This window comes from Erwinia sp. Leaf53 (assembly GCF_001422605.1).
Classification (GTDB): domain Bacteria; phylum Pseudomonadota; class Gammaproteobacteria; order Enterobacterales; family Enterobacteriaceae; genus Erwinia.
Window position 1 is genome coordinate 1 of record NZ_LMLK01000004.1, and the last position, 25,366, is coordinate 25,366.

Below are 25,366 nucleotides of genomic sequence, written 5' to 3' on the forward strand. Positions count from 1 at the left end.
CTACGACGTTGATAGGCCGGGTGTGTAAGCGCAGCGATGCGTTGAGCTAACCGGTACTAATGACCCGTGAGGCTTAACCTTACAACGCCAGAAGCGTTCTGGTRGCGTTCGAGAGACGCAAAGATTTTCAGCTTGTTTTACCGGATAACAAATTTGTAGGAAACGGAAGATTTTGCGCTGAGGCAAGGCGGCAAGCGAAGGCAGAGAAGGAGCATACGTTGGTATGTGACTGAACTGACGAGCGCAGCCAACGCGGCATCAGCACAAAAGATTCGTTTCAGACACCAAGATTTGCCTGGCGGCTTTAGCGCGGTGGTCCCACCTGACCCCATGCCGAACTCAGAAGTGAAACGCCGTAGCGCCGATGGTAGTGTGGGGCCTCCCCATGCGAGAGTAGGGAACTGCCAGGCATCAAATTAAGCAATAAGCCTCATGCGAAAGCATGGGGCTTTTTTGCGTCTTCAGCCCGGTGGTCCCGCCTGACCCCATGCCGGACTCAGAAGTGAAACGCCGTAGCGCCGAGGGTAGTGTGGGGCCTCCCCATGCGAGAGCAGGACAAAATGGCCGGGAGCCATTTTGAACGGCGCTCAGCGCCGGCCCGAAGGGTGGCCCACAGGGATGTGGGCCATAAACTGCCAGGCATCAAACAAAGAATAACCCCGACCGAAAGGCCGGGGTTTTTTCTTTTGCAAAAAACACGATAAAAAACCCCTGCCGTAACGGCTCATTCCCCTCCGTTTTCCCTCTTCACTGGTCAAAAAATCAGATTTTAAACGCAAAACCCGCCGCTCCGGACCGGGCTGATGACTCATCCGTGGTCCGAATAAAAAGTGATGGCGCGTACCCGGCAGCGCTTCCGCCCCTGCCGCAGCACCGGCCGAGCCGGAGNCCCCTGCCGTAACGGCTCATTCCCCTCCGTTTTCCCTCTTCACTGGTCAAAAAATCAGATTTTAAACGCAAAACCCGCCGCTCCGGACCGGGCTGATGACTCATCCGTGGTCCGAATAAAAAGTGATGGCGCTTTATTGTGCTCCGGCTATAAAAACCGGCGGAAAATGGCGGATGGTGCGCGTCTGAAAGAGGGTCTTTAAGCTATTTTCTGCAGGCATTGAATCATTAACCCTCTTAATCACCTGTTAGATAATTAATTTCTCATAAAATTAGTGAGATAAATGGCTCAGGCAGAGATTCTCATCCTGTTATAAAGGCTAAAATACCCCCTGAAGCGTGTCAGATATGGAGTAAAGAGGTCTGTTTCCGGCGATTATCTGTCAATTAAATCTTCTGGCTGGTTAATATTGTCAAAAGCCCGTCCGGTGAGGCTAAATTCCACGCTGTGCCCGCCCGCCTGCTGTAAGAAGAGCAGCAGTTTACGCTCTCCCCGTGCCAGATACTGCGCCAGTAAACCCGCCAGATCCCGGTGCAGTAGCGCCAGCGTGGGGTGATCGCGCTGTTCCGCACGTGCCCAAACCGCCTTCGCCAGTCCCTTATGCCGCCACAGATGTTCCACCAGATTGTCCGGCAGATGCGGCGTATCGCAGGAACTGAAGGCCAGCCACTCTGTTTCTGCCTGTAGCAGTGCGCTCAGCATGCCGGCCAGCGGACCGGGAAAGTCCGCCAGCGTATCGCGTATCACCGGCAGGCCACTCTGTTGATATAACGCAATATTGCGGTTGGCATTAATCCATACCCTGTCTACCTGGGGCCGTAAGCGGTACAACACGTGTTGATACAACGGCTGGTTACGATACAGCAGCAGCCCTTTATCGTTGCCGCCCATTCTGCTGCCACGCCCGCCGGCAAGGATCACACCGGTGATTGTGGCTTTATCCGCAGCGGAAAACAGACTCATGATCACTGTCCTTAGCTGATGAAAAGAGTTCCCTGCCGGCAATCGGGCAGGGGCTGACAGAGGAAGAATACTATGAAATATCACCGACTCAATGAGCTTATTACCCTGTTACAGCCCGCGTGGCAGGAGCAGCCCGACCTGAACCTGCTGGAGTTTTTACAGCAGATGGCCGATGACGCCGGCTTTACGCAGCCGCTGGCCACGCTGAGCGATGACGCGCTGATCTATCATCTTAAAATGCGCAGCGCGGCTGATACGGCGGTTATCCCCGGTTTAGCCAAAGACTATGAGGATGATTTTAAGACCGCCTTACTGCGGGCTCGCGGCATAATTAAGGAGTAAATCGGCCGTAGCCGGCATGACGACCGGCGTTTAATGATATTCTTGCAGGCACATTTCCCGTAAGAGCATGCCGGATGAAAGAACCTGCCTTTAACTTTGACACGCTGACGCCAGACGCCATTCTCGATGCGCTGTGGGATAGCGGGATCCGCGTGGAATCCGGCCTGACGGCGCTGAACAGCTACGAAAACCGCGTCTACCAGTTCGCCGATGAAGATAAACGGCGCTATGTCGCCAAATTTTATCGACCACAGCGCTGGTCACAGGCGCAAATCGCCGAGGAGCATCAGTTCACCGCCGAGCTGTTCGCCGATGAGGTGCCTGTCGCAGCCCCGCTGACGCTGGGCGGCACCACCTTGCAACAGCATCAGGGGTTCTGGTTTGCGGTCTTTCCCAGCCTCGGCGGCCGCCAGTATGAAACGGATAACTACGATCAGCTGGAGTGGGTTGGACGTTATCTCGGGCGCATTCATCAGACCGGCCGTAAAAAAATCTTCACCGATCGGCCGACGATGGGATTACAGGAGTATATCGACCAGCCCTTAGCCACGCTGGCCGCCAGCGATCTGGTGCCTGCCGGGCTGAAAGATAATTTACTGACCAGCGTGGAGCGCCTGCGCACAACTTTACAAAACAGCTGGCATACTCAGTGGCAGCCGCTGCGTCTGCACGGTGACTGTCACCCTGGCAATATTCTCTGGCGTGATGGCCCGCTGTTTGTCGATCTGGACGACGCGCGCAATGGCCCGGCAGTGCAGGATCTGTGGATGCTGATCAACGGCGATCGCCAGGAACAGCGTCTGCAGTGGGATATTCTGCTGGAGGCCTACCGTGAATTCAGCGACTTTGACGAACATGAATTGTCACTGATTGAACCTTTACGTGCTATGCGGATGGTTTATTATCTGGCATGGGTGGTACGCCGTTGGCACGATCCGGCTTTCCCGGGCAGTTTCCCGTGGATGACGGATGAAGATTTCTGGCGTCGTCAGATTTCCATTTTTACTGAACAGGACCGGATTTTGCAGGAACCTCCGCTGCAGTTAATGCCAGGTTACCCGCTGTGATAGTCCTTTTGTTCACCTACTGATCCGTTACGAGGAGAGAGTTTCACAATGAAAAAGATTTTGTTTGCGCTGGTCGGCATGGTTCTGGCTTTCAGCGCTTCCGCTGCACAATTTACCGATGGCAAAGAGTATGTGACGCTGGATAAACCAGCTACCGGTGAACCTCAGGTGCTGGAGTTCTTCTCATTCTTCTGTCCACACTGCTTTGAGTTTGAAGAAGTCTGGCACGTGAGTGATGCGGTAAAGAAAAACCTGCCTGCGGACGTTAAGGTCGCCAAATATCACGTTGAATTCCTCGGCGGCGATCTGGGTAAAACCGTGACCCAGGCCTGGGCGGTAGCAATGGCGCTGGGCGTGGAAGATAAAGTTACGGCACCGCTGTTTGACGGTATTCAGAAAAGCCAGACCATCACCGATGCGGCCAGCCTGAAGGCGGCCTTTGTGAAAGCTGCCGGCATCAAACCAGAAGATTACGACGCGGCCTGGAACAGCTTTGTCGTTAAATCACTGGTTGCTCAGCAGGAGAAAGCTGCAGCCGATCTGGATTTGCGCGGCGTGCCGGCGATGTTCGTTAACGGAAAATATATGGTTAACAACGGCGGTCTCGACACCAGCTCAATGGACAACTATGTGCAGGGCTTTGCGAACGTGGTGAAGTTCCTGGTCAGCCAGAAGTAAGCTCAACGGTCAGATTATCGCCGGCCATGAGCCGGCGTTTTTTTATCGTTATGGAATGAACGTGGTGAAATTGTGCTTTCTCCAGCCATATATCGCGTTATACCGCTTTATATCTTTGACTTATATCCACAAATGAAAAATGTCGAAAAAGTCAGATTGTCTTATTCAGAATTAAATTAACCTTATGATTATTAGAATAAATAGTGATAATTGCTGATGCTGTTATCGGTTCCTGCCATCCGATCAGAAAAATTACACACAAACTTATCCACAGAACCTCATTGCGCGCCATGCCGCAGTAATTGCATCACATCCTGAATAATCGCCGTTGCGATTTCCTGTTTTATGCCCGGCTGTGGCATCCTTACACCCATCGAAGCAACCCGGAAGAACGTGACCCCCTATGGCTGAAATTGCAGAAAACCCGCTGATCCTGGTAGATGGATCCTCCTACCTGTACCGCGCTTATCATGCTTTCCCCCCGCTAACCAACGCAGCCGGGGAACCGACCGGCGCCATGTATGGTGTGCTGAACATGCTGCGCAGCCTGCTGCTGCAATATAAGCCAAGCCACGTCGCCGTGGTGTTTGACGCTAAGGGTAAAACGTTCCGCGACGAATTATTTGAGGCCTATAAATCCCATCGCCCGCCGATGCCTGACGACCTGCGCGCGCAGATTGAACCGCTGCACGCGATGGTGAAAGCGATGGGGCTGCCGCTGCTGGCCGTGCCGGGCGTCGAGGCCGATGATGTGATCGGCACGCTGGCGCTGGCGGCGGAAAAAATGGGTAAACCGGTGCTGATTAGCACCGGTGACAAAGATATGGCCCAGCTGGTATCGCCGGACGTCACGCTGATCAATACCATGAACAACGCCATTCTTGGCCCGGACGAGGTGGAAGCCAAATACGGTATCCCACCGTCACTGATCATCGATTTCCTCGCGCTGATGGGCGACTCCTCCGATAACATTCCGGGTGTGGCCGGCGTGGGGGAGAAAACGGCGCAGGCGCTGTTGCAGGGATTAGGCGGCATTAAAGAGATTTACGCTAATCTGGACAAGGTGGCCACGCTGACCTTCCGTGGGGCAAAAACCATGGCCGCCAAACTGGAACAGAGCAGGGAGATGGCCTTCCTCTCGTACCAGCTGGCGACCATCAAAACCGACGTTGAGCTGGAGTTAACCTGCGAGCAGTTGACGGTGACTGAACCGGCGGTGGAAGCGCTGCTGGAGCTGTTTAAACACTACGAATTTAAGCGCTGGATCGTCGATCTGGAAGAGGGTAAATGGCTGCAGGGCAATCGTGGCAACGCGTCAGCGAAAAAAGTTGCCGCAGTGGAGCAGCAGACAGATACCGCCTCTGAGCCAGCCGAATCGGTGAGTACGCTCTCCGCTGACGGCTATGTCACCATTCTGGATCAGGCGACGTTCGACAGCTGGCTGCAGAAGTTGCAGAACAGCGAGCTGTTTGCCTTTGATCTGGAAACCGACTCGCTCGATACCCTCAGCGCCAACATCGTCGGACTCTCTTTTGCGGTAGCGCCGGGAGAGGCTGCCTATCTGCCGGTGGCACACGACTATCTTGATGCGCCGGAGCAGCTGGACCGCAGCGAGGTGCTGGCACGGCTGAAGCCGCTGCTGGAAGACGCGGGTGCGTTGAAGGTCGGGCAGAACCTCAAGTACGACCGCGGCGTGCTGCAGCGCTATGACATTGAGCTGCGCGGCATCCGTTTCGATACCATGCTTGAATCCTACGCGCTGAACAGCGTCGCCGGCCGCCACGATATGGATACGCTGGCGGCACGCTGGCTGAACCATAAGACGGTCACCTTTGAGGAGATTGCCGGTAAAGGGAAGAACCAGCTGACCTTTAATCAGATCGCGCTCGAGCAGGCCAGCCATTATGCGGCGGAAGACGCCGACGTCACCCTGCAGCTGCATCTGAAAATGTGGCCGCTGCTGGCGGCAGAAACCGGACCGAAGCAGGTGTTCGAGCAGGTTGAGATGCCGCTGGTGCCGGTGATCTCACGTATTGAGCGTAACGGCGTGCTGATCGACCAGGCGATTCTTGCGGCGCACTCGCAGGAGCTGGGCAACCGTCTGGCCGAGCTGGAAAAACAGGCGCACGATCTGGCCGGCGAACCGTTTAACCTCTCATCGCCTAAGCAGCTGCAGACCATTCTGTTTGAAAAGCAGGGCATCAAGCCGACCAAAAAAACCCCGGGCGGCGCGCCGTCTACCAGTGAGGAGGTGCTGGCGGAGCTGGCGCTCGACTATCCGCTGCCGAAGGTGATTCTGGAGCATCGCGGGCTGTCGAAGCTGAAGTCGACCTACACCGACAAGCTGCCGCAGATGATCAACCCGGTCAGCAAGCGGGTGCACACCTCCTATCACCAGACGGTAACGGCCACCGGGCGCCTCTCCTCCAGCGATCCGAACCTGCAGAATATCCCGGTGCGCAACGATGAGGGTCGGCGCATCCGGCAGGCCTTTATCGCTCCTCAGGGGCACGTGATCCTGGCGGCGGACTACTCGCAGATTGAGCTACGTATCATGGCGCACCTGTCGCAGGATAAGGGACTGCTTACTGCATTTGCCAGCGAGCAGGACATTCACCGCGCCACCGCCGCCGAAGTGTTTGGCGTCGCGCTGGACAAGGTAAGTGGTGAGCAGCGCCGTAGCGCGAAAGCGATTAACTTTGGCCTGATTTACGGTATGAGCGCCTTTGGCCTGTCGCGCCAGCTCAATATTCCGGCCGGTGAAGCGAAGAAGTATATGGACCTCTACTTCCAGCGCTATCCGGGCGTGCTGCAGTATATGGAGCGCACCCGCGAGCAGGCCGCGGAGAAAGGCTACGTTGAGACGCTGGACGGCCGTCGTCTCTACCTGCCGGACATCAACGCCAGCAATGCCATCCGTCGCAAAGCGGCGGAACGTGCCGCGATCAACGCACCGATGCAGGGTACCGCCGCGGACATTATCAAACGGGCGATGATTGCGGTGGATGACTGGCTGAGCTCCACGCCGGATTCAGACGTCACCATGATTATGCAGGTACACGATGAACTGGTGTTTGAAGTCCGTGCTGACGCGGTTGAGGCGGCGACGGCAAAAATTCGTCAGCTGATGGAGAGCAGCATGACGCTGGACGTGCCGCTGCGCGTTGAGGTCGGCGTAGGTAATAACTGGGATGAAGCGCACTAAGGCGCTGCTAACACGGGCCATGCTCCGGTCTGTTCTTCAGGCCGGATGGCCCGATCGGTCATAAGAAAATCGTACGGATTAATCGGTTCAGCAACGGCCACAATGGACCTGTGGAGAAAAATGCAGCTAAGCGTTTCAAGCAAAAGCATTTTTTTAGTAATTAAGCTACAGGATTGCTGTCGTTATGTGACTTATGTTGGATTAATCCGGTCGTTTTCTGAAAATTTACTACAGAAAACCCTTTTGACCGCTCAAAAAATCAGGTAAAGTTCGTCGCGTAGGGTACAGAGGTAAGATGTTCTATCTTTCAGACCTTTTACTTCACGTAATCGGATTTGGCTGAATATTTAGCCGCCCCAGTCACGCTGTGACTGGGGCGTTTTTTATTGTGTTTCTTCTGCGTCTTCTTCCACCGCCGGTGGGATCTCGCGATACCAGCTGTCCAGCTTCTGGCTGAGCTTATCCACGCCAATCTTCTTCAGCGATGAAAACATCTCCACCTGCACGTTGCCGACAAACCCTTTCGCGGTTTCGCGTACGGCGTTTAGCTGCGCTTTGCGTGCGCCAGAAGCCAGCTTATCGGCCTTCGTCAGCAGCACCAGCACTTCGATCCCGCTCTGTACCGCCCATTTGATCATCTGCTGATCGAGATCTTTTAGCGGATGGCGAATATCCATCAGCACCACCAGCCCCTTCAGGCACTGCCGCTCCTGCAGATACTCTGCCAGCGCGCGCTGCCATTTCAGCTTCATCTCTTCCGGCACTTCGGCATAACCATAGCCAGGCAGGTCGACGAGGCGATAACCTTCGGCCACCTGGAACAGGTTAATCAGCTGGGTGCGTCCAGGCGTTTTACTGGTACGCGCCAGGCTTTTCTGATTGGTCAGCGTATTCAGCGCGCTGGATTTTCCCGCATTGGAACGCCCGGCGAACGCCACCTCAATACCGGTATCGGAGGGCAGGTGGCGAATATCGGGGGCGCTGGTAACAAAATGAGTAAGGTGATAATTCCAGCCAGACAAAATAGATACTCCAGAAAAAAGGGCAATTGCGTTGATTATACCCTGTATGACGCTAAAGCGCCCGGTAAGAGACAGGCCAGCATTGCTGCTGTAAGAGATTTGCCATCAGTATTGACAGTACTCTCTGATTTTAAAAAAATTATAAAACTTTATTGTTATATTTTTCAGTCAGTTAATTATGACCTGATAAGTGAAATAGTAAATTATCAGGCAGTCACCTTGTGAGACTGGCTCCGTCGTCTAAAGTAGATACCGGAAACAGGATGTTTTCCTTCAGGATGAAGCGCTCAGGGAACATCAGGATGATGGCGGGCGGTACAGGAGTGGGCAGAGGCAAAGGAAAACAGGGACGTTGGCTGCTAAAAAGGACATTGATACTGTAAATCCTTCTGTAGAAGGTGCGAAAAAAGGCGACAGGGTGACCTGCCGCCTTTTTTCTTGCTGCGCTTTCTGCTAGATTCCGGCGCAATTCTATACTGAAGATAAACGTCTGAGATCAGAAACCATGAAGCAACCAGCACACGCACCCCAGGGTAAAAAACCAGCACGGGTAAAACGCAAGTCCCGCGAAGAACTTAATCAGGAAGCGCGCGATCGCAAGCGTAATAAAAAAGGCAGTGGTAACGTCTCCGGCAGCCGGGCTAATCCGGTTGCTGAGAAACCGAAAAGCGGCAGCAGCAGTGCGGCAAAAGACCCGCGCATCGGCAGCAAAAAGCCGATCGCCCTCGGTGCTGACGTGCCGGCCAGCAAACCGCTGAAGCCGGCAAAAGCTGCGAAACCAGCACCTGAAAAGAAACGCCTGTCACCGGAAGAAGAGCTGACGGCGCTGGAAAGCGATCCGCGTCTGGATACGCTGCTGGATCGTCTGGAGAACGGCGAAACGCTGTCTGCGGAAGATCAGGCCTGGCTGGATCAGTCGCTGGACCGTATCGACGTGCTGATGGAGCAGCTGGGTATCGCGCTGGATGATGATGAAGAAGCGAAAGATGAGCAGGCAGAAGAAGATATGTACCGTCTGCTGAAGGGCGGCCAGTAAGCCCGTCAGCGCCTTGCCCACCCGGAGGACGTCAGTTCCTCCGTCTGGTTTTCCGACGTCAACCTTGCGGCAGCGCAATCTGCGCTGCCTCCTCAGTAAGATATCTCTGACCATGATTTGGCCTGGATCAATTATTGCGTTAATTCTGCTGAGCTGGCTGGGTTGGCTGTTGGTTAAACTACAACGGCTGGCGCACAAGAAAGCCCGTTTGCGCCGCAGGTTGGTTAGCCGGCAGCTCCCCGCTGTACGGCGACCACCTCCGGGGCGAAAACGGTGAGTCACCATGAACAGGCAAGATATTGAGTGGGATCTCCCGCTGATCCAGAAATACAACACCTCCGGCCCACGTTACACCTCTTATCCTACCGCGCTGGAGTTTCATCAGGATTATGATGACCGGATGTTCCGGCTGGCCGTTCAGCGTTACCCCGATCGCCCATTGTCGCTCTATCTGCATATCCCGTTCTGCCACCGTCTCTGCTATTTTTGCGGCTGTAACAAGCAGGTGACCCGCCAGCAGCACAAGGCCGACAGCTATCTGGATGCACTGGTGCGTGAAATCAGCGACCGTGCACCGCTGTTCGCGCGGCGTCAGGTCAGCCAGATCCACTGGGGCGGCGGTACGCCAACCTTCCTTAACCCGGCGCAGATTAGCCGGCTGATGCACTGCCTGCGTCAGCACTTCATCATCAACGCCGACGCGGAGATCTCGATTGAGATTGACCCGCGCGAGATAGCACTTGATATGCTGGACCACCTGCGCGCCGAAGGCTTTAACCGGCTGAGTATGGGGGTGCAGGATTTTAACAAGCAGGTGCAGGAGAAGGTTAACCGGGTACAGGATGAGGCGTTTATCTTTGCGCTGGTGGCGCGCGCGCGTCAGCTGGGCTTCGCCTCCACCAGCATCGACCTGATCTACGGCCTGCCGGCACAGACCCCGCAGAGCTTCGCCTTCACCCTCGAAAAGGTGGTGGCGCTTAACCCCGATCGCCTCAGCGTGTTCAGCTACGCGCACATGCCCAGCCTGTTTGCCGCCCAGCGTAAAATTCACGAACGGGACCTGCCGGGAGCACAGCAGAAGCTGGAGATCCTGCAGCACACTATCAGCACGCTGACCGCGCAGGGCTATCAGTTTATCGGCATGGACCATTTTGCCCGCCACGACGATGAGCTGGCGCTCGCCCAGCGCAGCGGCCAGCTGCACCGTAATTTCCAGGGCTATACCACGCACGCCGGCAGCGACCTGCTGGGAATGGGCGTGTCGGCTATCAGCTACCTCGGCGACAGCTATGCGCAGAATCATAAAGAGCTGAAGGCGTATTACGGGCAGATCCACGCCGGGCACAGCGCGCTTTGGCGCGGGCTGCAGCTGAGCGATGACGACCGCCTGCGCGGTGAGGTGATCAAAAGCCTGATCTGCAATTTCTCACTGTCGTTCAACGCGATTGAAGCCGGGTATGGCATCGATTTCCGGCGCTATTTTGCCGACGAGCTACGGCAGCTGGCTCCGCTGGTGGCTGACGGGCTGGTAGAGCAGCACGCAGAGGGGCTACAGGTGACCGCTAAGGGCCGCATGCTGGTTCGTCATGTCTGCATGTGCTTTGACAGTTACCTGCGGCAGAACGCCGCAGAGACGCGATTTTCGCGGGTGATCTGACAAAAAAAGACGGGCGCCTGCGCGTCCCGCCTCTCTCACGGCTTCTCTGATCCAGCGGCGCGTTTCTCCACCTCTTCAGTCGCCGGCGGTGAGGACGTACTTTATCCCCGGTTTGCCGCCGTGGCTTACTCCATCCCCAGCTCTTTCAGCTTACGGGTCAGCGTATTACGCCCCCAGCCCAGCAGCCGAGCCGCTTCCTGCTTGTGCCCATGGGTGTGGCGCAGGGCGGTGGTCAGCAGCGTGCGTTCCATCTCCGGCTGTGCTTCGGAAAGCAGGTTTTGATGACCGGAACGCAGCGCGCGGTCGGCCCACTGCGCCAGCAGCGTGGCCCAGCTGTCCGGCAGCGACTGCGTCGGGCTGTCCGGCGTGGCGGTTTCAAACAGCTCCGGCGGCAGGTCCTGGATCAGCACCTCCTGACCGGCGGCCATCACCGTCAGCCAGCGGCAGGTATTCTCCAGCTGGCGCACGTTGCCGGACCAGTGCAGGCGCGTCAGCGCGGTTTCGGTCTCCGGGTGCAGAATTTTCGCCTCCACGCCCAGCTCCCGTGCTGCCACCTGCAGGAAGTAGCGCGCCAGCCGTGGAATATCCTCACGGCGCTCGCGCAGCGGCGGCAGATGTACGCGGATCACGTTCAGGCGGTGGAACAGATCCTCACGGAACTTGCCCTCCTGCACGCGCAGCTCCAGGTTCTGGTGGGTGGCGGCAATAATGCGCACGTCCACTTTCACCGCCGCGTAGCCACCCACCCGGTAGAACTGCCCGTCGGCCAGCACGCGCAGCAGGCGCGTCTGCACGTCCAGCGGCATATCACCGATCTCATCAAGGAACAGCGTGCCGCCGTCGGCCTGCTCAAAGCGGCCCTGACGGATCTGATTGGCACCGGTAAATGCGCCTTTCTCATGACCAAACAGCTCGGACTCGATCAGGTCTTTCGGGATTGCCGCCATATTCAGCGCGATAAACGGGGATTTCGCCCGCGGGCTGTGGCGGTGCAGGGCATGCGCCACCAGCTCTTTACCGGTACCTGACTCGCCGTTGATCAGCACGCTGATCGACGAACGTGACAGGCGGCCGATAATGCGAAACACGTCCTGCATCGCCGGTGCTTCACCGATGATATCGGCGGTCGGGCCGCTGACCGGCTGGTTACGCGGCTGCTGCTGCTCCTGATAATGGCTGATGGCGCGCTCGACCAGCGCCACCGCTTCATCAATATCAAACGGCTTGGGCAGATAATCAAACGCCCCCTGCTGGTAGGCGCTGACCGCGGCCTCCAGATCGGAGTGGGCGGTCATAATAATCACCGGCAGCATCGGGTGGCGCTGTTTGATCTGCTTCAGCAGCGCCAGCCCGTCCATCCCCGGCATACGAATGTCTGATAACAAAACGTCCGGGGTTTTACTGGCGAGGGCATCAAGCACCTCGCTGGCGCTGTCAAAGGTGGTACAGCTTAAACCGGCTCCAGTGAGCGCACGTTCAAGCACCCAGCGGATGGAGCTATCGTCATCGACGACCCAGACTATCCCTCGTTGCATAGAAACCTCACTGGCGAATAGGCAAGTAAACAGAAAATTCAGTGTGGCCCGGCCAGCTCTTAAATTCGATCTTGCCGGAGTGCTGGTCAATCAGGCTGCGGGCAATAGATAAACCCAGCCCGGTGCCGCCTTCGCGGCCGCTGACCATCGGGTAAAACAGCGTGTCCTGCAGCTGCGCAGGAATACCCGGGCCATCATCTTCAACATCAATACGCGCCACCAGGCGGTAGCGGGTACCGTGCAGCGTCAGCTGAAAGGCGGTACGGGTGCGCAGGGTGATGGTGCCGCCGGCGTCGCCTAACGCCTGCAGTGCGTTACGCACCACGTTCAGCAGCACCTGCTCGATCTGGTCCGGATCGTGGGGCAGTTCGGGCAGGCTCGGATCGTAGTCACGTACCAGCGACACGTTGTCCGGCAGCTCCATCGACACCAGATTGACCACCCGTTCGGCGACCTGGTGAATGCTCTGGGTGACGTGCATGCCGGGTTGTTGCGGGCCCAGCAGCCGGTCCACCAGGTTGCGCAGGCGATCGGCCTGCTCAATGATCACTTTGGTGTATTCGGTTAACGATGGATCGGGCAGCGCTTTCGCCAGCAGCTGTGCGGCCCCGCGCAGGCCACCGAGCGGGTTTTTGATCTCATGGGCCAGCCCGCGAACCAGATCGCGCGCGGCCACCTGCTGAGCGTGTTGCAGCTGTTCCTGGCTGAGACGGCGCTGGTTGTCCATCGGCGCCATCTCCAGCAGGATCAATCCATCCTGCTGGCGCTGGGCGGTCAGCGACATAATGTGTGCCCGACTGTCGACCACCAGCGTCACTTCACTGTCGGTAAAGCCCTGACCTGCATCCAGGTTCTCAAGCATTACCGCAATATTCAGGGAAAAATAGCCCATCAGCTCCGGCAGCGGCGTGCCGTACAGCTTACGGGAACTTTGCGCCAGCAACTGCTGAGCGGCGGGATTGGCGTAATGAACCGCCAGATCGCTATCAACCAGTAAAATACTGTTGATCAGAGAATTGAGAATCTGCCCAGCATCGGGCTGCGTGCCAGCTGCCATACAGCGTTCTCCTGCGTGAATTATTTGCACCATGTTGGTGCATTATAGTCTCACAGCCCGTTTTTCGTCGCGTTTGACGACGCCGGGCGGAGAAAAAAGCCCATCCGGAGATGGGCTGAAGTTTCCACGGCAACAAAATCCCGGGCTCCGTTGCGGCGGCAGATCAACCACTGTCGCAACGTCACCGGGTGAACTACGTAAAATTAAACGCTGTAGTACAGTTCGAACTCAACCGGGTGCGGAGTCATACGCACGCGGTCCATCTCTTCCTGACGCAGTGCGATGTAGGCATCGATGGTGTCATCAGTGAACACGCCACCACGGGTCAGGAACTCGCGGTCTTCGTTCAGTGCAGCCAGCGCTTCGTCCAGAGAACCGGCCACTTTTGGAATCTCAGCTTCTTCTTCCGGCGGCAGATCGTACAGGTTTTTGTCCATCGCATCGCCAGGGTGGATCTTGTTGATGATGCCGTCCAGGCCTGCCATCAGCAGTGCCGCGAAGCACAGGTACGGGTTAGCCGCTGGATCCGGGAAGCGTGCTTCGATACGCACCGCTTTCGGGTTGGAAACCACCGGGATACGGATAGAAGCAGAACGGTTACGGGCTGAGTAAGCCAGCATTACCGGAGCTTCGTAGCCTGGGACCAGACGCTTGTATGAGTTGGTGGTCGGGTTAGCCAGGGCGTTGATCGCTTTAGCGTGCTTGATAACACCGCCGATGTAATGCAGCGCCATTTCAGACAGGCCGCCGTATTTGTCGCCAGAGAACAGGTTGGTGCCGCCTTTAGACAGAGACATATGGCAGTGCATACCGGAACCGTTATCACCAAACATTGGTTTTGGCATAAAGGTCGCAGTTTTGCCGTAGGCGTGCGCTACGTTGTGGACAACGTATTTGTAGATCTGAATTTCGTCGGCTTTTTTGGTCATGGTATTGAAGCGGGTGGCCACTTCGTTCTGACCTGCGGTTGCCACTTCGTGGTGGTGAGCTTCAACCACCAGGCCCATCTGCTCCATGGTCAGACACATGGCAGAACGGATGTCCTGTGAAGAGTCGACCGGTGGTACCGGGAAGTAGCCGCCTTTCAGACCCGGACGGTGGCCTTTGTTGCCGCCTTCGTACTCTTTACCGGTGTTCCAGCAGGCTTCGATATCGTCGATAGCCACGTGAGAACCGGAGGTGCTGCTGCCGAAACGGATGTCGTCGAACAGGAAGAACTCTGGCTCAGGTCCGAACAGAACGGTGTCTGCGATGCCGGAAGAGCGCAGGAAGTCCTCTGCACGCTTGGAGATGGAACGTGGGTCACGGTCGTAGCCCTGCAGCGTGCCTGGCTCAAGAATGTCACAACGGATGATCAGGGTAGTGTCCGCGAAGAACGGGTCGATCATTGCTGTGGTCGCGTCTGGCCACAGAACCATGTCGGATTCATTGATGCCTTTCCAGCCACCAATAGAAGAACCGTCAAACATTTTGCCTTCTTCGAAGAAGTCAGCGTTAACCTGATGTGCAGGAATGGTAACGTGCTGCTCTTTACCTTTAGTATCGGTAAAACGCAGGTCAACAAATTTGACTTCGTGCTCATTCATCATCGACAGAACGTGTTCAGCGGACATACTTAACTCTCCTGGATTTTGTTGTCGTCGTGTTTAGAGACCTTCACGGGTGCGCATGGCTCATGACCGCGCTGACTCCGATAATAAAGATCTCTGACAAGCTATCAACCGTTGTGGAAACTGGCATTTTTCGCTTGTATGAACTAAAGCGAAATCTATGCCAACTTTCTAATTACGCCTAAAAAGCGCTATGATGCGCCCTCTCGTAAGACGAGGACTGCACCACGATGGAAATCGCGCACCATTTTGGTGCCATTGAGTGATAAATGGGCACTGTTTTGGTGCAATTTTTCGACTCAGTGCAATGTTTGCACTGAAAATGGCTGCAAAAGCAATCCGGACAGTTATCTTTAGATGAAATTTGTGATCCTGTTCAGTCCTTCGATTAATCCGTGTACAATAGCGCGCTATTTCTAAATGCCTGAGGCAAAGCTGTGATCGAAAATTTGCGTAACATCGCCATTATTGCCCACGTTGACCACGGTAAAACTACCCTGGTTGATAAGTTGCTGCAGCAGTCCGGGACCTTTGACGCCCGCACCGAAGCAACCGAACGCGTAATGGACTCCAACGATTTGGAGAAAGAGCGTGGGATTACCATCCTCGCAAAAAACACCGCCATTAAATGGAACGACTACCGCATCAACATCGTTGATACCCCAGGACACGCCGACTTCGGCGGTGAGGTAGAGCGTGTGATGTCTATGGTCGACTCGGTGCTGCTGGTTGTGGATGCAATGGATGGCCCGATGCCGCAAACCCGCTTCGTGACCAAAAAAGCATTTGCTAATGGTCTGAAGCCGATCGTGGTAATTAACAAAGTTGACCGCCCTGGCGCGCGTCCTGACTGGGTTGTTGACCAGGTCTTCGACCTGTTCGTGAACCTGGACGCGACCGACGAACAGCTCGACTTCCCGATCATCTATGCTTCTGCCCTGAACGGCATCGCCGGCCTGGATCATGAAGATATGGCGGAAGACATGACTCCGCTGTACGAAGCGATCGTGAAACACGTTTCTCCACCACAGGTTGAGCTGGAAGCGCCGCTGCAGATGCAAATCTCCCAGCTGGACTACAACAACTACCTGGGCGTGATCGGTATCGGCCGTATCAAGCGCGGTAAAGTGAAGCCTAACCAGCAGATCACCGTGATCAACAGCGAAGGCAAAACCCGCAACGCGAAAGTCGGTAAAGTTCTGACCCATATGGGCCTGGAGCGTATCGAAGCGAGCGAAGCGGAAGCGGGCGACATCATCGCCATCACCGGTCTGGGTGAGCTGAACATCTCTGACACCATCTGCGACACGCAGAACGTGGAAGCGCTGCCGGCCCTGAGCGTTGATGAACCAACCGTAACCATGTTCTTCTGCGTTAACACCTCTCCGTTCTGTGGTAAAGAAGGTAAGTACGTGACTTCACGTCAGATCCTCGACCGTCTGAACAAAGAGCTGGTGCACAACGTGGCACTGCGTGTTGAAGAAACCCCGGATGCTGATGCCTTCCGCGTGTCAGGTCGTGGTGAACTTCACCTGTCAGTTCTGATCGAAAACATGCGTCGTGAAGGTTTCGAGCTGGCGGTATCCCGTCCGAAAGTTATCTTCCGTGAGCACGAAGGCCGCAAGCAGGAGCCGTTCGAAAACGTGACCCTCGACATCGAAGAGCAGCATCAGGGTTCTGTGATGCAGGCGATGGGCGAGCGTAAAGGCGACATGAAAAACATGGATCCGGATGGCAAGGGCCGCGTACGTCTCGACTACGAAATCCCAAGCCGTGGCCTGATCGGCTTCCGTAACGAATTCATGACCATGACTTCCGGTACCGGCCTGCTGTACTCCACCTTCAGCCACTACGACGACGTGCGTCCGGGCGAAGTGGGCCAGCGCCAGAACGGCGTGCTGATCTCTAACGGCCAGGGTAAAGCGGTTGCGTTCGCCCTGTTCAGCCTGCAGGATCGCGGTAAGCTGTTCCTCGGCCACGGTGCGGAAGTGTATGAAGGCCAGATCATCGGTATTCACTCACGTTCTAACGACCTGACCGTGAACTGCCTGACCGGTAAGAAGCTGACCAACATGCGTGCGTCCGGTACTGACGAAGCCACCACCCTGGTTCCGCCACAGAAGATGACCCTCGAGCAGGCGCTTGAGTTCATCGATGATGACGAACTGGTAGAAGTGACCCCGGCTTCCGTACGTATCCGTAAACGTCACCTGACTGAAAACGACCGTAAACGCGCTGGCCGCGGCCCGAAAGAGTAAGTTCTTTCCCGGGTAACAACGTCGATAAGGCCGGATAATCTCCGGCCTTTTTTTTCGCCCCGCTTTTCCTGCGCCTCACCTGTTCAGCCTGCCATTTTCCCGCTAGAGTGAATAACTCACCGGAGCAAAAGGAGCCGACCATGCTGTATATCTTTGATTTAGGTAACGTCATTGTTGATATTGATTTCAACCGGGTGCTTGGGGTCTGGAGCGATCTCGGGCGGGTGCCGTTAGCCACGCTGCAAAGCCATTTTAAAATGGACGACAGCTTCCACCAGCATGAGCGCGGTGAGATTAGCGACGCGCTGTTCGCGGAAAAAATGTCTGAACAGCTGGATATCGCGCTGAGCTTTGAGCAGTTTGCGGCAGGCTGGCAGGCGGTATTTGTCGGCGTGCGTCCGGAAGTAATTGCCATCATGCATAAACTTCGCGAGCAGGGCGACCGGGTGGTGATCCTCTCCAATACCAACCGTCTGCACTACAGCTTCTGGCCATCGCAGTATCCGGAAGTGCTACAGGCCGCCGATAAAATCTATCAGTCGCAGGATATGGGTGTGCGTAAGCCGGAAGCGGCGATCTACCAGCGGCTGCTGAATGAAGAGGATGTCTCTGCGGAAGAGGCGATCTTCTTCGACGATAACCTCGAGAACGTTGAGGCCGCGCGCGCGCTGGGGATCCACAGCGTACACGTCACCGATAAGCATGTGGTGCCCACCTTTTTTGCCGATCGTAAATAATGACCGGCCGGGTTAACCACTATCGCCACCGCCTGCGCGCTTTCTGGTCGTGGATGAAGCTGCTGTGGCAGCGAATTGATGACGACGGCATGACCACGCTGGCGGGTAACCTCGCTTACGTGTCGCTGCTGTCGCTGGTGCCGCTGATTGCGGTGGTGTTTGCGCTGTTTGCGGCTTTTCCGATGTTCTCGGAGGTCAGCGTTCAGCTGAAGAGCTTTGTCTTCAATAACTTTGTGCCGGCCGCCGGCAACGTCATTCAGAGCTATCTGGAGCAGTTTGTCGCCAACGTTAATAAAATGACCGCGGTCGGTATCGGCGGCCTGATCTTCACCGCGCTGCTGCTGATGTACTCAATAGACTCGGCGCTGAATGCCATCTGGCGCAGCGCGCGCAAGCGGCCGCTGGTCTACTCGTTTGCCATTTACTGGATGATCCTGACGCTGGGGCCGCTGCTGGCTGGGGCCAGCCTGGCGATCAGCTCTTACGTGCTCTCATTACACTGGGCCACGGTCAGCGGCGTCAGCGGCGCGCTGGATATGCTGCTGCGGCTGTTCCCGCTGCTGCTCTCCTGCATGGCCTTCTGGCTGCTGTACAGCATTGTGCCTACCGCGCAGGTGGCGGGGCGCGATGCGCTGATCGGCGCGCTGGTGGCCGGGGCGCTGTTCGAACTCGGCAAAAAAGCCTTTGCGCTGTATGTTACGATGTTCCCGTCTTATCAGCTGATTTATGGCGTACTGGCGGTGATACCCATCCTTTTTCTATGGGTTTACTGGACCTGGTGTATTGTCTTACTGGGGGCTGAAATCACCGCCACCCTTGGCGACTACCGTCGCCTGAAACAAGAAGAACAAGAACGAGAAAACGAGGAAGTATGATTGCATTAATTCAGCGTGCGCTGTCCGCCAGCGTCGCCGTTGCCGGGGAGACCGTCGGGGAGATTGGCCCGGGGCTGTTGATTTTGCTTGGCGTGGAGAAAGGGGACACCCCCGCGCACGCCGAAAAGCTGGCCGGGAAGGTGCTGGGCTACCGCATCTTCGGCGATGACAATGACAGGATGAATCTCAACGTGCAGCAGGCCGGGGGCAGCCTGCTGGTGGTCTCCCAGTTTACCCTGGCGGCCGATACCAAAAAGGGTATGCGGCCGAGCTTCTCCGGCGGTGCCGCCCCGGACGAAGCCGACCGCCTCTATCAGTACTTTACCGCCTGCTGTCGTGAAAAAGGCATTGCCACTGAAACCGGGCGTTTTGCCGCCGATATGCAGGTCTCGCTGGTCAATGATGGCCCCGTGACCTTCTGGCTACAGGTTTGATGCCGCTGACGGAGCGGCCAGGGAACAGCCGGACAGACTCTGACAGAGAGAACCACTTTATGTATCACCTGCGCGTACCTGAAACAGCTGAAGAGTTAGACGCCTACTACCAGTTCCGCTGGGAGATGCTGCGCAAGCCGCTGCATCAGCCGATGGGCTCCGAGCGCGATGCCTGGGATGCGCTGGCGCACCACCAGATGGTGGTGGATGAACAGGGTAATATCGTCGCCACCGGGCGGCTGTACATCAACGCCGATAACGAAGCGGCGATCCGCTTTATGGCCGTGCACCCTTCCGTGCAGGGCAAAGGGCTGGGCACGCTGGTGGCGATGACGCTGGAGTCGGTGGCGCGTCAGGAGGGGGTTAAGCGGGTGGTGTGCAGCGCCCGTGAAGACGCTGTCGACTTCTTTGCCAAGCTCGGCTACCTCAACGAAGGGGAGATCACCGCCCCGCAAACCACGCCGGTTCGCCACTTCCTGATGATCAAACCGGTGGTGACGCTGGATGATATCCTGCACCGCGCCGACTGGTGCGGGCAGCTGCAGCAGGCCTGGTACGAACATATCCCGCTCAGTGAAAAGATGGGCGTGCGTATTCAGCAGTACACCGGGCAGAAATTTATTACTACCATGCCGGAAACCGGCAACCAGAACCTGCACCACACGCTGTTTGCCGGCAGCCTGTTCTCACTGGCCACTCTGACCGGCTGGGGGCTGATCTGGCTGCTGCTGCGCGAACGCCACCTCGGCGGCACCATCATCCTCGCCGATGCCCATATTCGCTACAGTAAACCGGTCACCGGCAAGCCGATGGCCAGCGCCGACCTCGGCTCGCTGAGCGGCGATCTCGACCGCCTGGCGCGCGGGCGTAAGGCGCGGGTACAGTTGCAGGTGGAGCTGTTTGGCAATGATGAGGTGGGTGCGGTGTTTGAAGGCACCTTTATCGTCCTGCCTGCCGATCCGGACGGTCCGCTGGAGGAAGGGGGCTCGGTCGGGTAACCCGGATACCCACCGCGCTGCTGTTATTAACCGCCCCACTAAGGGCGGTTTGACGCTTTGCCAGCAGATTATACTAATCTACGCTCCCCTGTAATATTTGGCTAAATTACGATTACATTAAAACGCATAGTGGTGATTTTTTCTCCGGGCTATTTAATGTTGTTGTTATTAATTAAAAAACATTCCATCAGCAAAATTTATTTATTAAGTGATTCTGTTATGTAATTTTTTAATAGCTGGGGTTTTTTATGATGTTTTTGTTTTTTTGTGCTGTTTTTTTATCATGTTTAATTTTATCAAATACCTCTGTTTTTACTCTCTGTGAATCAAAATGTCGCATTTTAACTTCCCTTAGATAATAACTTTAATATTTACCCTTTGGTGGTATTTTATTATTCGCATCGTGAGAGCGAGAGCGTGTTTCATTTTACTTAATTAATTCGATTTCAAGGATGTTAAATATGAAGCTAAACAAGTTATTGCAGGCATTGGGATTCGTGACACTAGCGACCTTCACCGGTTATGTGCTGGCTGCGGAAGAGGTCACCCCCCCGGATCCGACCTATAAAGGTACACCGACGCAGGGGCAGATTCTGCTTACCGGAGAGCTGGTGAACTCAGCCTGCGGCCTGGCACCGAACTCCAGCCCGGTGCAGGTTGAATTTGGCCAGATCACGACCGCATCACTGAAGGACAATAAGCGTGCCGGCAATGTGCGGAAGGATATCGAACTGCAGGGCTGCGATACGACAGTGGCGAAAACCGCCACTGTGACCTACACGCCGAACACTGTCGATCCGGCTAACGCCAAACTGGCAGCCTTCACTTCCGGCACCGCCAGCGGTGCCGGCGTGGGTCTGAAGGATAACGGCAACAAGGATGTGGTCTGGGGTACGGCCTCAGCCAAGGTCAACCTGGTGAACGGCGTGACAAAAATCCCGTTTGTCGCCTTTGTTCAGGCGGACTCCGCCAGCGCCAGCAGCGTCGTGGTACCGGGTGCCTTCCAGTCGGCTATCAACTTCCAGATTGACTATCAGTAATGCAGGTGGCCTGGTAGCGCAGGGCCGTAGTCGGGATTGTGCTGCCAAATGGGCAACCTGAGTCGGAGAGAAGATGATCCTAAGCAAAGGGATTTGCGTGCTGCTGCTGTTAGCCCTGTCCGGGCAGGCTGCTGCAGCAGCGGGTGATAAAGCCAGTACACCGGGTGAAATGCGGATCAGCGGAGAAATTGTCGAAGCCCCATGCCGCATTGACTACCCGGATCGCGACCAGTGGCTGGACTTTGGCCCGTTAACGGTCAGGGAGATCCTGCAGCAGTCGGACAGTAACCTGCAGTACGTGTTTCACGTCAGGCTGGTGGGCTGCACGCTGCTCAGCCGTTTCACCTCGGGTCTGAACTGGCATCACGCCCAGGTGACTTTTCTTAGCGATACACCTGGCAGCAGCGATCGCCTGGTCAGCGTGGTGGGCGAAGCAAAAGGTTTTGCCATACGTCTGAGCGCAATTAACGGTGAGCCGATTATATTTGGCCAGCCCACGAACGGGATTGAATTAGTTGACGGCAATAATGTGCTGAATTTTAAAGCCAGCATAGTGCCACTGAGAAAAAATATTACCGCTGGCAGTTTTTATGCCAGCGTACATTTTTTTATGGATTACTTGTGACTACTCAACCGGCGGCGAAGCCATAAACGTTTCGGGGTGGCAAGGATGCGTTGCAGATGAAGTGCATAACGAGAAAAAACATCGGGTTGCTGTTGTTTGAACTGCTACTGCTGCTGGCCAGTGCGGAGACGTCAAGTGCCGCCGATGACCCGGTGGAATTCAGCACCGACGCACTGGATGCGGGCGATCGTAAAAATGTCGATCTCAGCCGCTTTGCTGAAAATAATTTCGTCGCACCCGCGACCTACTTGCTCGATCTGAAAATCAACGGCAACTTTTTTAAGCGGCAGAAGATTACCTATATCGTTTCGCCGGATAACGTGAAACAGAGCCTGGCTTGCCTTCCGGTTGACGTTGTTCAGGCGCTGGCCCTGAAAGAGGAGGCGCTGAACCACGTGCGTAGAATAAGTGACAGCTGTTATGACATCCGCTCAATCCCCAGTGCCTCCCTGAACAATCAACAGGGCAGCCTGGATATCTCTATTCCACAGGCGTGGATGAAGTACAGCGATCCGGATTGGGTACCACCTGAACGCTGGGACAGAGGGATCCCCGGGCTGTTGCTTGACTACAGCGTCAGTGGGCAGACCACCCGCCAGATCAAGGGCGGTGGTGGTTCCAGCACCGATTTTTCCGCTTATGGCCAGGCCGGGATCAACCTCGGTGGCTGGCGGTTACGTGCTCAGTATCAGGGCGACTACTCGGCCCGTGACCACCGGCACCGTTTTGACTGGAACCAGATCTATGCTTACCTGCCGCTACCGCTGCAGGCGGCGAAACTGACGCTGGGCGAAATCTACTCCAACTCGCAGGTGTTCGACACGGTGCGCTTTACCGGTATCAATCTTGCCAGCGACGAGCGTATGCTGCCGCCGAACCTGCAGGGCTATGCGCCGGAGGTTCATGGTATCGCTAAAAGTAACGCCAAAGTAACCGTCAGCCAGAGTGGGCGCACCATCTATGAAACCACCGTACCTGCCGGGCCGTTTAATATTCAGGATCTGAGCAACGCGGTGCGCGGCAAGCTTGACGTTCGCGTTGAGGAGCAGGACGGCAGCGTCAGTACATTTGAGGTCAATACCGCCTCGATCCCTTATCTGACCCGACCCGGCTATATTCGTTACAACACCTCTATCGGTGCGCCTTCACAGTTCAGCCATAAAATTCAGGGGCCCGCCTTTTACACCGGTGACTTCTCATGGGGCCTGAGCAACGCATGGTCGATATACGGCGGGGCGATCCTGTCCGGCAAAAGTTATAACGCCTGGAACCTCGGTGCCGGGCGCGATCTGAATGTCTTTGGCGCGCTGTCGGCGGACGTCACCCAGTCGCTGAGCCAGCTGCCGCATGAAAGCATGCAGCAGGGGATGTCCTTTAAGCTCAGTTACGCCAAGACCTTTGACGAATATAACAGCAGCATTACTTTTGCTGGTTATCGCTTCTCGCAGAAAAAATTTCGCACCCAGGCGCAATACCTCGATGAGCGCTATAGCGATAACCGTTACCCTGGCCACGAAAAAGAGATGTACACCATCACCGGTAATAAAACCTTCTGGGTGGATAACCCGGACTGGCGCACAACGCTGTTCCTCACCTATTCCCACCAGAACTACTGGGATCGCAGCAGCCAGGACCGCTACGGCCTGTCGGTTAGCCGCGCGTTCCGTATTGCCGGCGTGAAGAACATCAGCGCTAACCTGTCGCTGTTCCGTTCGCTCTATCAGGGGTTGCGCGACGACAGCCTGTCACTTTCTGTTTCGATACCGATTGGCGACAGCCGCTGGTCAGGGTATGACCTGCAAGTGCACGGCAAAAAAAGCACCCAGATGGCCTCATACAGCGATAACCGGGACATCAACAACAACTGGCGCCTGCGTGCCGGCGCAGACCAGGATGGCAAGGTGGCGCTTGATGGCTTCTACGAGCACCGCGCCGAGGTGGCTGATATTAATGCCAACCTCAACTACCAGCAGGACCGCTATCTCTCGCTGGGCGGTACGGCGACCGGCGGCATCACCGCTACCCGCTACGGTGTGGCGCTTAACAGCAGCAGCGGTACCCAGGACACGGCACGGGTGATGGTCGATACCGGCGGCGTGGCGGGTGTACCCCTTAACGATAAACAGGCAGTCACCAACCGCTGGGGCCTCGGCGTGGTATCTGATGTGGTCAGCTACAGCAGCTTTGATACCCGCATTGACGTCGACGCGCTGAAGCAGGACGTTGACGCCAGCCATGCTATCGCCACCAGTACGCTGACCGAAGGGGCGATAGGCTACCAGAAATTCTCCGTTACCCAGGGCGAGAAAATGATGGCACAGCTGCGTCTGCAGGGTGGCAGCGCCCCGCCGTTCGGTGCCGACGTGCTCAACGGCGATGGCGTTAACGTGGCGATGGTGATGGATGACGGCCTGGCGTGGCTGGTGGGCATCAAGCCCGGAGAGCAGTTGGACGTGCAGTGGGACGGTAAAACTCACTGTGCGCTGACGGTGCCGAAGATGATTCCGCACGGCCAGGCGCAACTACTGCTGCCGTGCCAGTAAGAGGGAAAGTAATGAACTTAGTTAACAGGAACCTGAATATGAATATATGGAGAGTCAGCAGCAGGCTGCTGGCGTTAACACTGGTTGTCAGCGGCGGCATCGGGGCGGCGCAGGCCGGCATTTCACTGGACCGCACGCGGATGATTATCACCGGTAGCAGTGAGTCAGCCAGCGCCAATCTGAGTAATACCAGCCCGGACGTGCCGTTCCTTGCCCAGGCGTGGGTAGAAGATGCCAGCGGTAAACATATCACCTCACCGTTGCTGGTGCTGCCCGCGCTGCAGCGCATTAACGGCGGCCAGAAAGGGGTGATCCGCGTGACCAAAACCGCCGGTATCAATGCGCTGCCGCAGGATCGTGAAACGCTGTTCTACCTTAACGTGCGTGAGATCCCACCGAAGCCGAAAAAGGCCAACGTGCTGCAGCTCTCCATGCAGTCGCGCATCAAGCTGTTCTATCGTCCGACGGCGGCGATTCCGGCCAGCCGTGACGCGGTGTGGCAGGATCAGGTCAGTTTTCACAAGCAGGGTAAAACCTTCATCGCTACGAACCCAACCCCCTACTTTATCACCATCATTGGCCTGAGCCGTAAGCCGGTGGAGAAGGGCGGTGAACCGATCACCACTTTTCCCGGGGTGATGATTGCGCCGAAATCGACGCTCGATATCCCGGTAACCGACAGCAGCGTGAGCGACTTTATGGTGATGTACGTCAATGACTACGGCGGCCACCCGGAAATTCATTACCGCTGCAACGGCGCGCAATGTAGCGCGGTCAGGGCCGGATGAGCGGAGG

At 56.2% G+C, this 25,366-nt stretch carries 20 protein-coding genes and 3 rRNA genes; 18 read left to right on the forward strand and 5 right to left on the reverse strand.

The window, feature by feature from the left end:
• The 3 genes from ASF13_RS05645 to rrf (ASF13_RS05655) all read left to right on the forward strand — a co-directional run.
• Positions 1–81, forward strand: a 23S ribosomal RNA gene (locus tag ASF13_RS05645); the annotation flags it as partial.
• Positions 82–294: 213 nt separating this feature from the next.
• Positions 295–410 (forward strand): 5S ribosomal RNA (rrf, locus tag ASF13_RS05650).
• 41 nt (positions 411–451) lie between these two features.
• Positions 452–562, forward strand: a 5S ribosomal RNA gene (gene rrf, locus ASF13_RS05655).
• Positions 563–1,264: 702 nt separating this feature from the next.
• Here the strand turns inward: rrf (ASF13_RS05655) and mobA are convergent.
• The gene (gene mobA / locus ASF13_RS05660; RefSeq protein WP_056233493.1) at positions 1,265–1,852 is read right to left on the reverse strand and encodes a molybdenum cofactor guanylyltransferase MobA; all 588 of its coding nucleotides are present in this window, start codon (positions 1,850–1,852) and stop codon (positions 1,265–1,267) included.
• Between the two features lie 72 nt (positions 1,853–1,924).
• Between mobA and ASF13_RS05665 the strand changes: the two genes are divergently transcribed.
• From ASF13_RS05665 to polA, 4 genes are all read left to right on the forward strand, one after another.
• The gene (locus ASF13_RS05665; protein WP_056233495.1) at positions 1,925–2,194 is read left to right on the forward strand and encodes a YihD family protein; all 270 of its coding nucleotides are present in this window, start codon (positions 1,925–1,927) and stop codon (positions 2,192–2,194) included.
• A gap of 74 nt (positions 2,195–2,268) precedes the next feature.
• Entirely contained in the window at positions 2,269–3,261 is a 993-nt protein-coding gene (locus tag ASF13_RS05670) for a serine/threonine protein kinase (RefSeq protein ID WP_056233498.1), read from the forward strand.
• A gap of 48 nt (positions 3,262–3,309) precedes the next feature.
• Positions 3,310–3,939, forward strand: a complete 630-nt coding sequence (gene dsbA, locus ASF13_RS05675; RefSeq protein WP_056233500.1) for a thiol:disulfide interchange protein DsbA — start codon at positions 3,310–3,312, stop codon at positions 3,937–3,939.
• Positions 3,940–4,342: 403 nt separating this feature from the next.
• A complete protein-coding gene (gene polA, locus ASF13_RS05680) occupies positions 4,343–7,144 on the forward strand; it encodes a DNA polymerase I (RefSeq protein WP_056233503.1) in 2,802 nt (933 codons plus the stop codon).
• Between the two features lie 383 nt (positions 7,145–7,527).
• Here the strand turns inward: polA and yihA are convergent, their stop codons facing one another.
• Entirely contained in the window at positions 7,528–8,166 is a 639-nt protein-coding gene (yihA, locus tag ASF13_RS05685) for a ribosome biogenesis GTP-binding protein YihA/YsxC (protein WP_056233504.1), read from the reverse strand.
• A gap of 505 nt (positions 8,167–8,671) precedes the next feature.
• On the opposite strand from yihA, the gene yihI reads away from it, so the two are divergent.
• A complete protein-coding gene (gene yihI, locus ASF13_RS05690; RefSeq protein ID WP_056233506.1) occupies positions 8,672–9,202 on the forward strand; it encodes a Der GTPase-activating protein YihI in 531 nt (176 codons plus the stop codon).
• A gap of 283 nt (positions 9,203–9,485) precedes the next feature.
• Positions 9,486–10,859, forward strand: coding sequence for an oxygen-independent coproporphyrinogen III oxidase (gene hemN, locus ASF13_RS05695; RefSeq protein WP_056233508.1), 1,374 nt, complete (start codon positions 9,486–9,488; stop codon positions 10,857–10,859).
• Positions 10,860–10,984: 125 nt separating this feature from the next.
• Here hemN and glnG read toward each other — a convergent pair whose 3' ends face one another.
• The 3 genes from glnG to glnA form a co-directional block, all read right to left on the reverse strand.
• On the reverse strand, positions 10,985–12,394 hold the full coding sequence (gene glnG, locus ASF13_RS05700; RefSeq protein ID WP_056233510.1) for a nitrogen regulation protein NR(I): 1,410 nt from the start codon (positions 12,392–12,394) through the stop codon (positions 10,985–10,987).
• Positions 12,395–12,401: 7 nt separating this feature from the next.
• Positions 12,402–13,451, reverse strand: coding sequence for a nitrogen regulation protein NR(II) (gene glnL, locus ASF13_RS05705; protein WP_056233511.1), 1,050 nt, complete (start codon positions 13,449–13,451; stop codon positions 12,402–12,404).
• A gap of 203 nt (positions 13,452–13,654) precedes the next feature.
• Positions 13,655–15,064, reverse strand: a complete 1,410-nt coding sequence (gene glnA / locus ASF13_RS05710) for a glutamate--ammonia ligase (protein WP_056233513.1) — start codon at positions 15,062–15,064, stop codon at positions 13,655–13,657.
• 434 nt (positions 15,065–15,498) lie between these two features.
• Here glnA and typA point away from each other — a divergent pair, with 434 nt between their 5' ends.
• From typA to ASF13_RS05755, 9 genes are all read left to right on the forward strand, one after another.
• Positions 15,499–17,319, forward strand: coding sequence for a ribosome-dependent GTPase TypA (gene typA / locus ASF13_RS05715; RefSeq protein WP_056233514.1), 1,821 nt, complete (start codon positions 15,499–15,501; stop codon positions 17,317–17,319).
• Positions 17,320–17,459: 140 nt separating this feature from the next.
• Complete coding sequence (gene yihX / locus ASF13_RS05720) at positions 17,460–18,056, forward strand: glucose-1-phosphatase (protein ID WP_056233516.1); 597 nt, start codon at positions 17,460–17,462, stop codon at positions 18,054–18,056.
• Positions 18,056–18,931 (forward strand): virulence factor BrkB family protein, encoded by an 876-nt coding sequence (locus ASF13_RS05725; RefSeq protein WP_056233517.1) that lies wholly within the window; start codon positions 18,056–18,058, stop codon positions 18,929–18,931. Before yihX ends, ASF13_RS05725 begins: the two co-directional genes overlap by 1 nt.
• Complete coding sequence (gene dtd / locus ASF13_RS05730) at positions 18,928–19,365, forward strand: D-aminoacyl-tRNA deacylase (protein ID WP_056233519.1); 438 nt, start codon at positions 18,928–18,930, stop codon at positions 19,363–19,365. The genes ASF13_RS05725 and dtd overlap by 4 nt, the downstream gene beginning before the upstream one ends.
• Before the next feature lie 59 nt (positions 19,366–19,424).
• Entirely contained in the window at positions 19,425–20,363 is a 939-nt protein-coding gene (gene fabY / locus ASF13_RS05735; protein ID WP_056233521.1) for a fatty acid biosynthesis protein FabY, read from the forward strand.
• A 461-nt stretch (positions 20,364–20,824) separates the two neighbouring features.
• Positions 20,825–21,403, forward strand: coding sequence for a fimbrial protein (locus tag ASF13_RS05740; RefSeq protein WP_056233522.1), 579 nt, complete (start codon positions 20,825–20,827; stop codon positions 21,401–21,403).
• A 73-nt stretch (positions 21,404–21,476) separates the two neighbouring features.
• Entirely contained in the window at positions 21,477–22,028 is a 552-nt protein-coding gene (locus ASF13_RS05745; protein ID WP_082502298.1) for a fimbrial protein, read from the forward strand.
• A 56-nt stretch (positions 22,029–22,084) separates the two neighbouring features.
• Complete coding sequence (locus ASF13_RS05750) at positions 22,085–24,571, forward strand: fimbria/pilus outer membrane usher protein (RefSeq protein WP_056233525.1); 2,487 nt, start codon at positions 22,085–22,087, stop codon at positions 24,569–24,571.
• Between the two features lie 38 nt (positions 24,572–24,609).
• Positions 24,610–25,359 (forward strand): molecular chaperone, encoded by a 750-nt coding sequence (locus tag ASF13_RS05755; RefSeq protein ID WP_056233527.1) that lies wholly within the window; start codon positions 24,610–24,612, stop codon positions 25,357–25,359.
• Positions 25,360–25,366 lie beyond the last annotated feature (7 nt).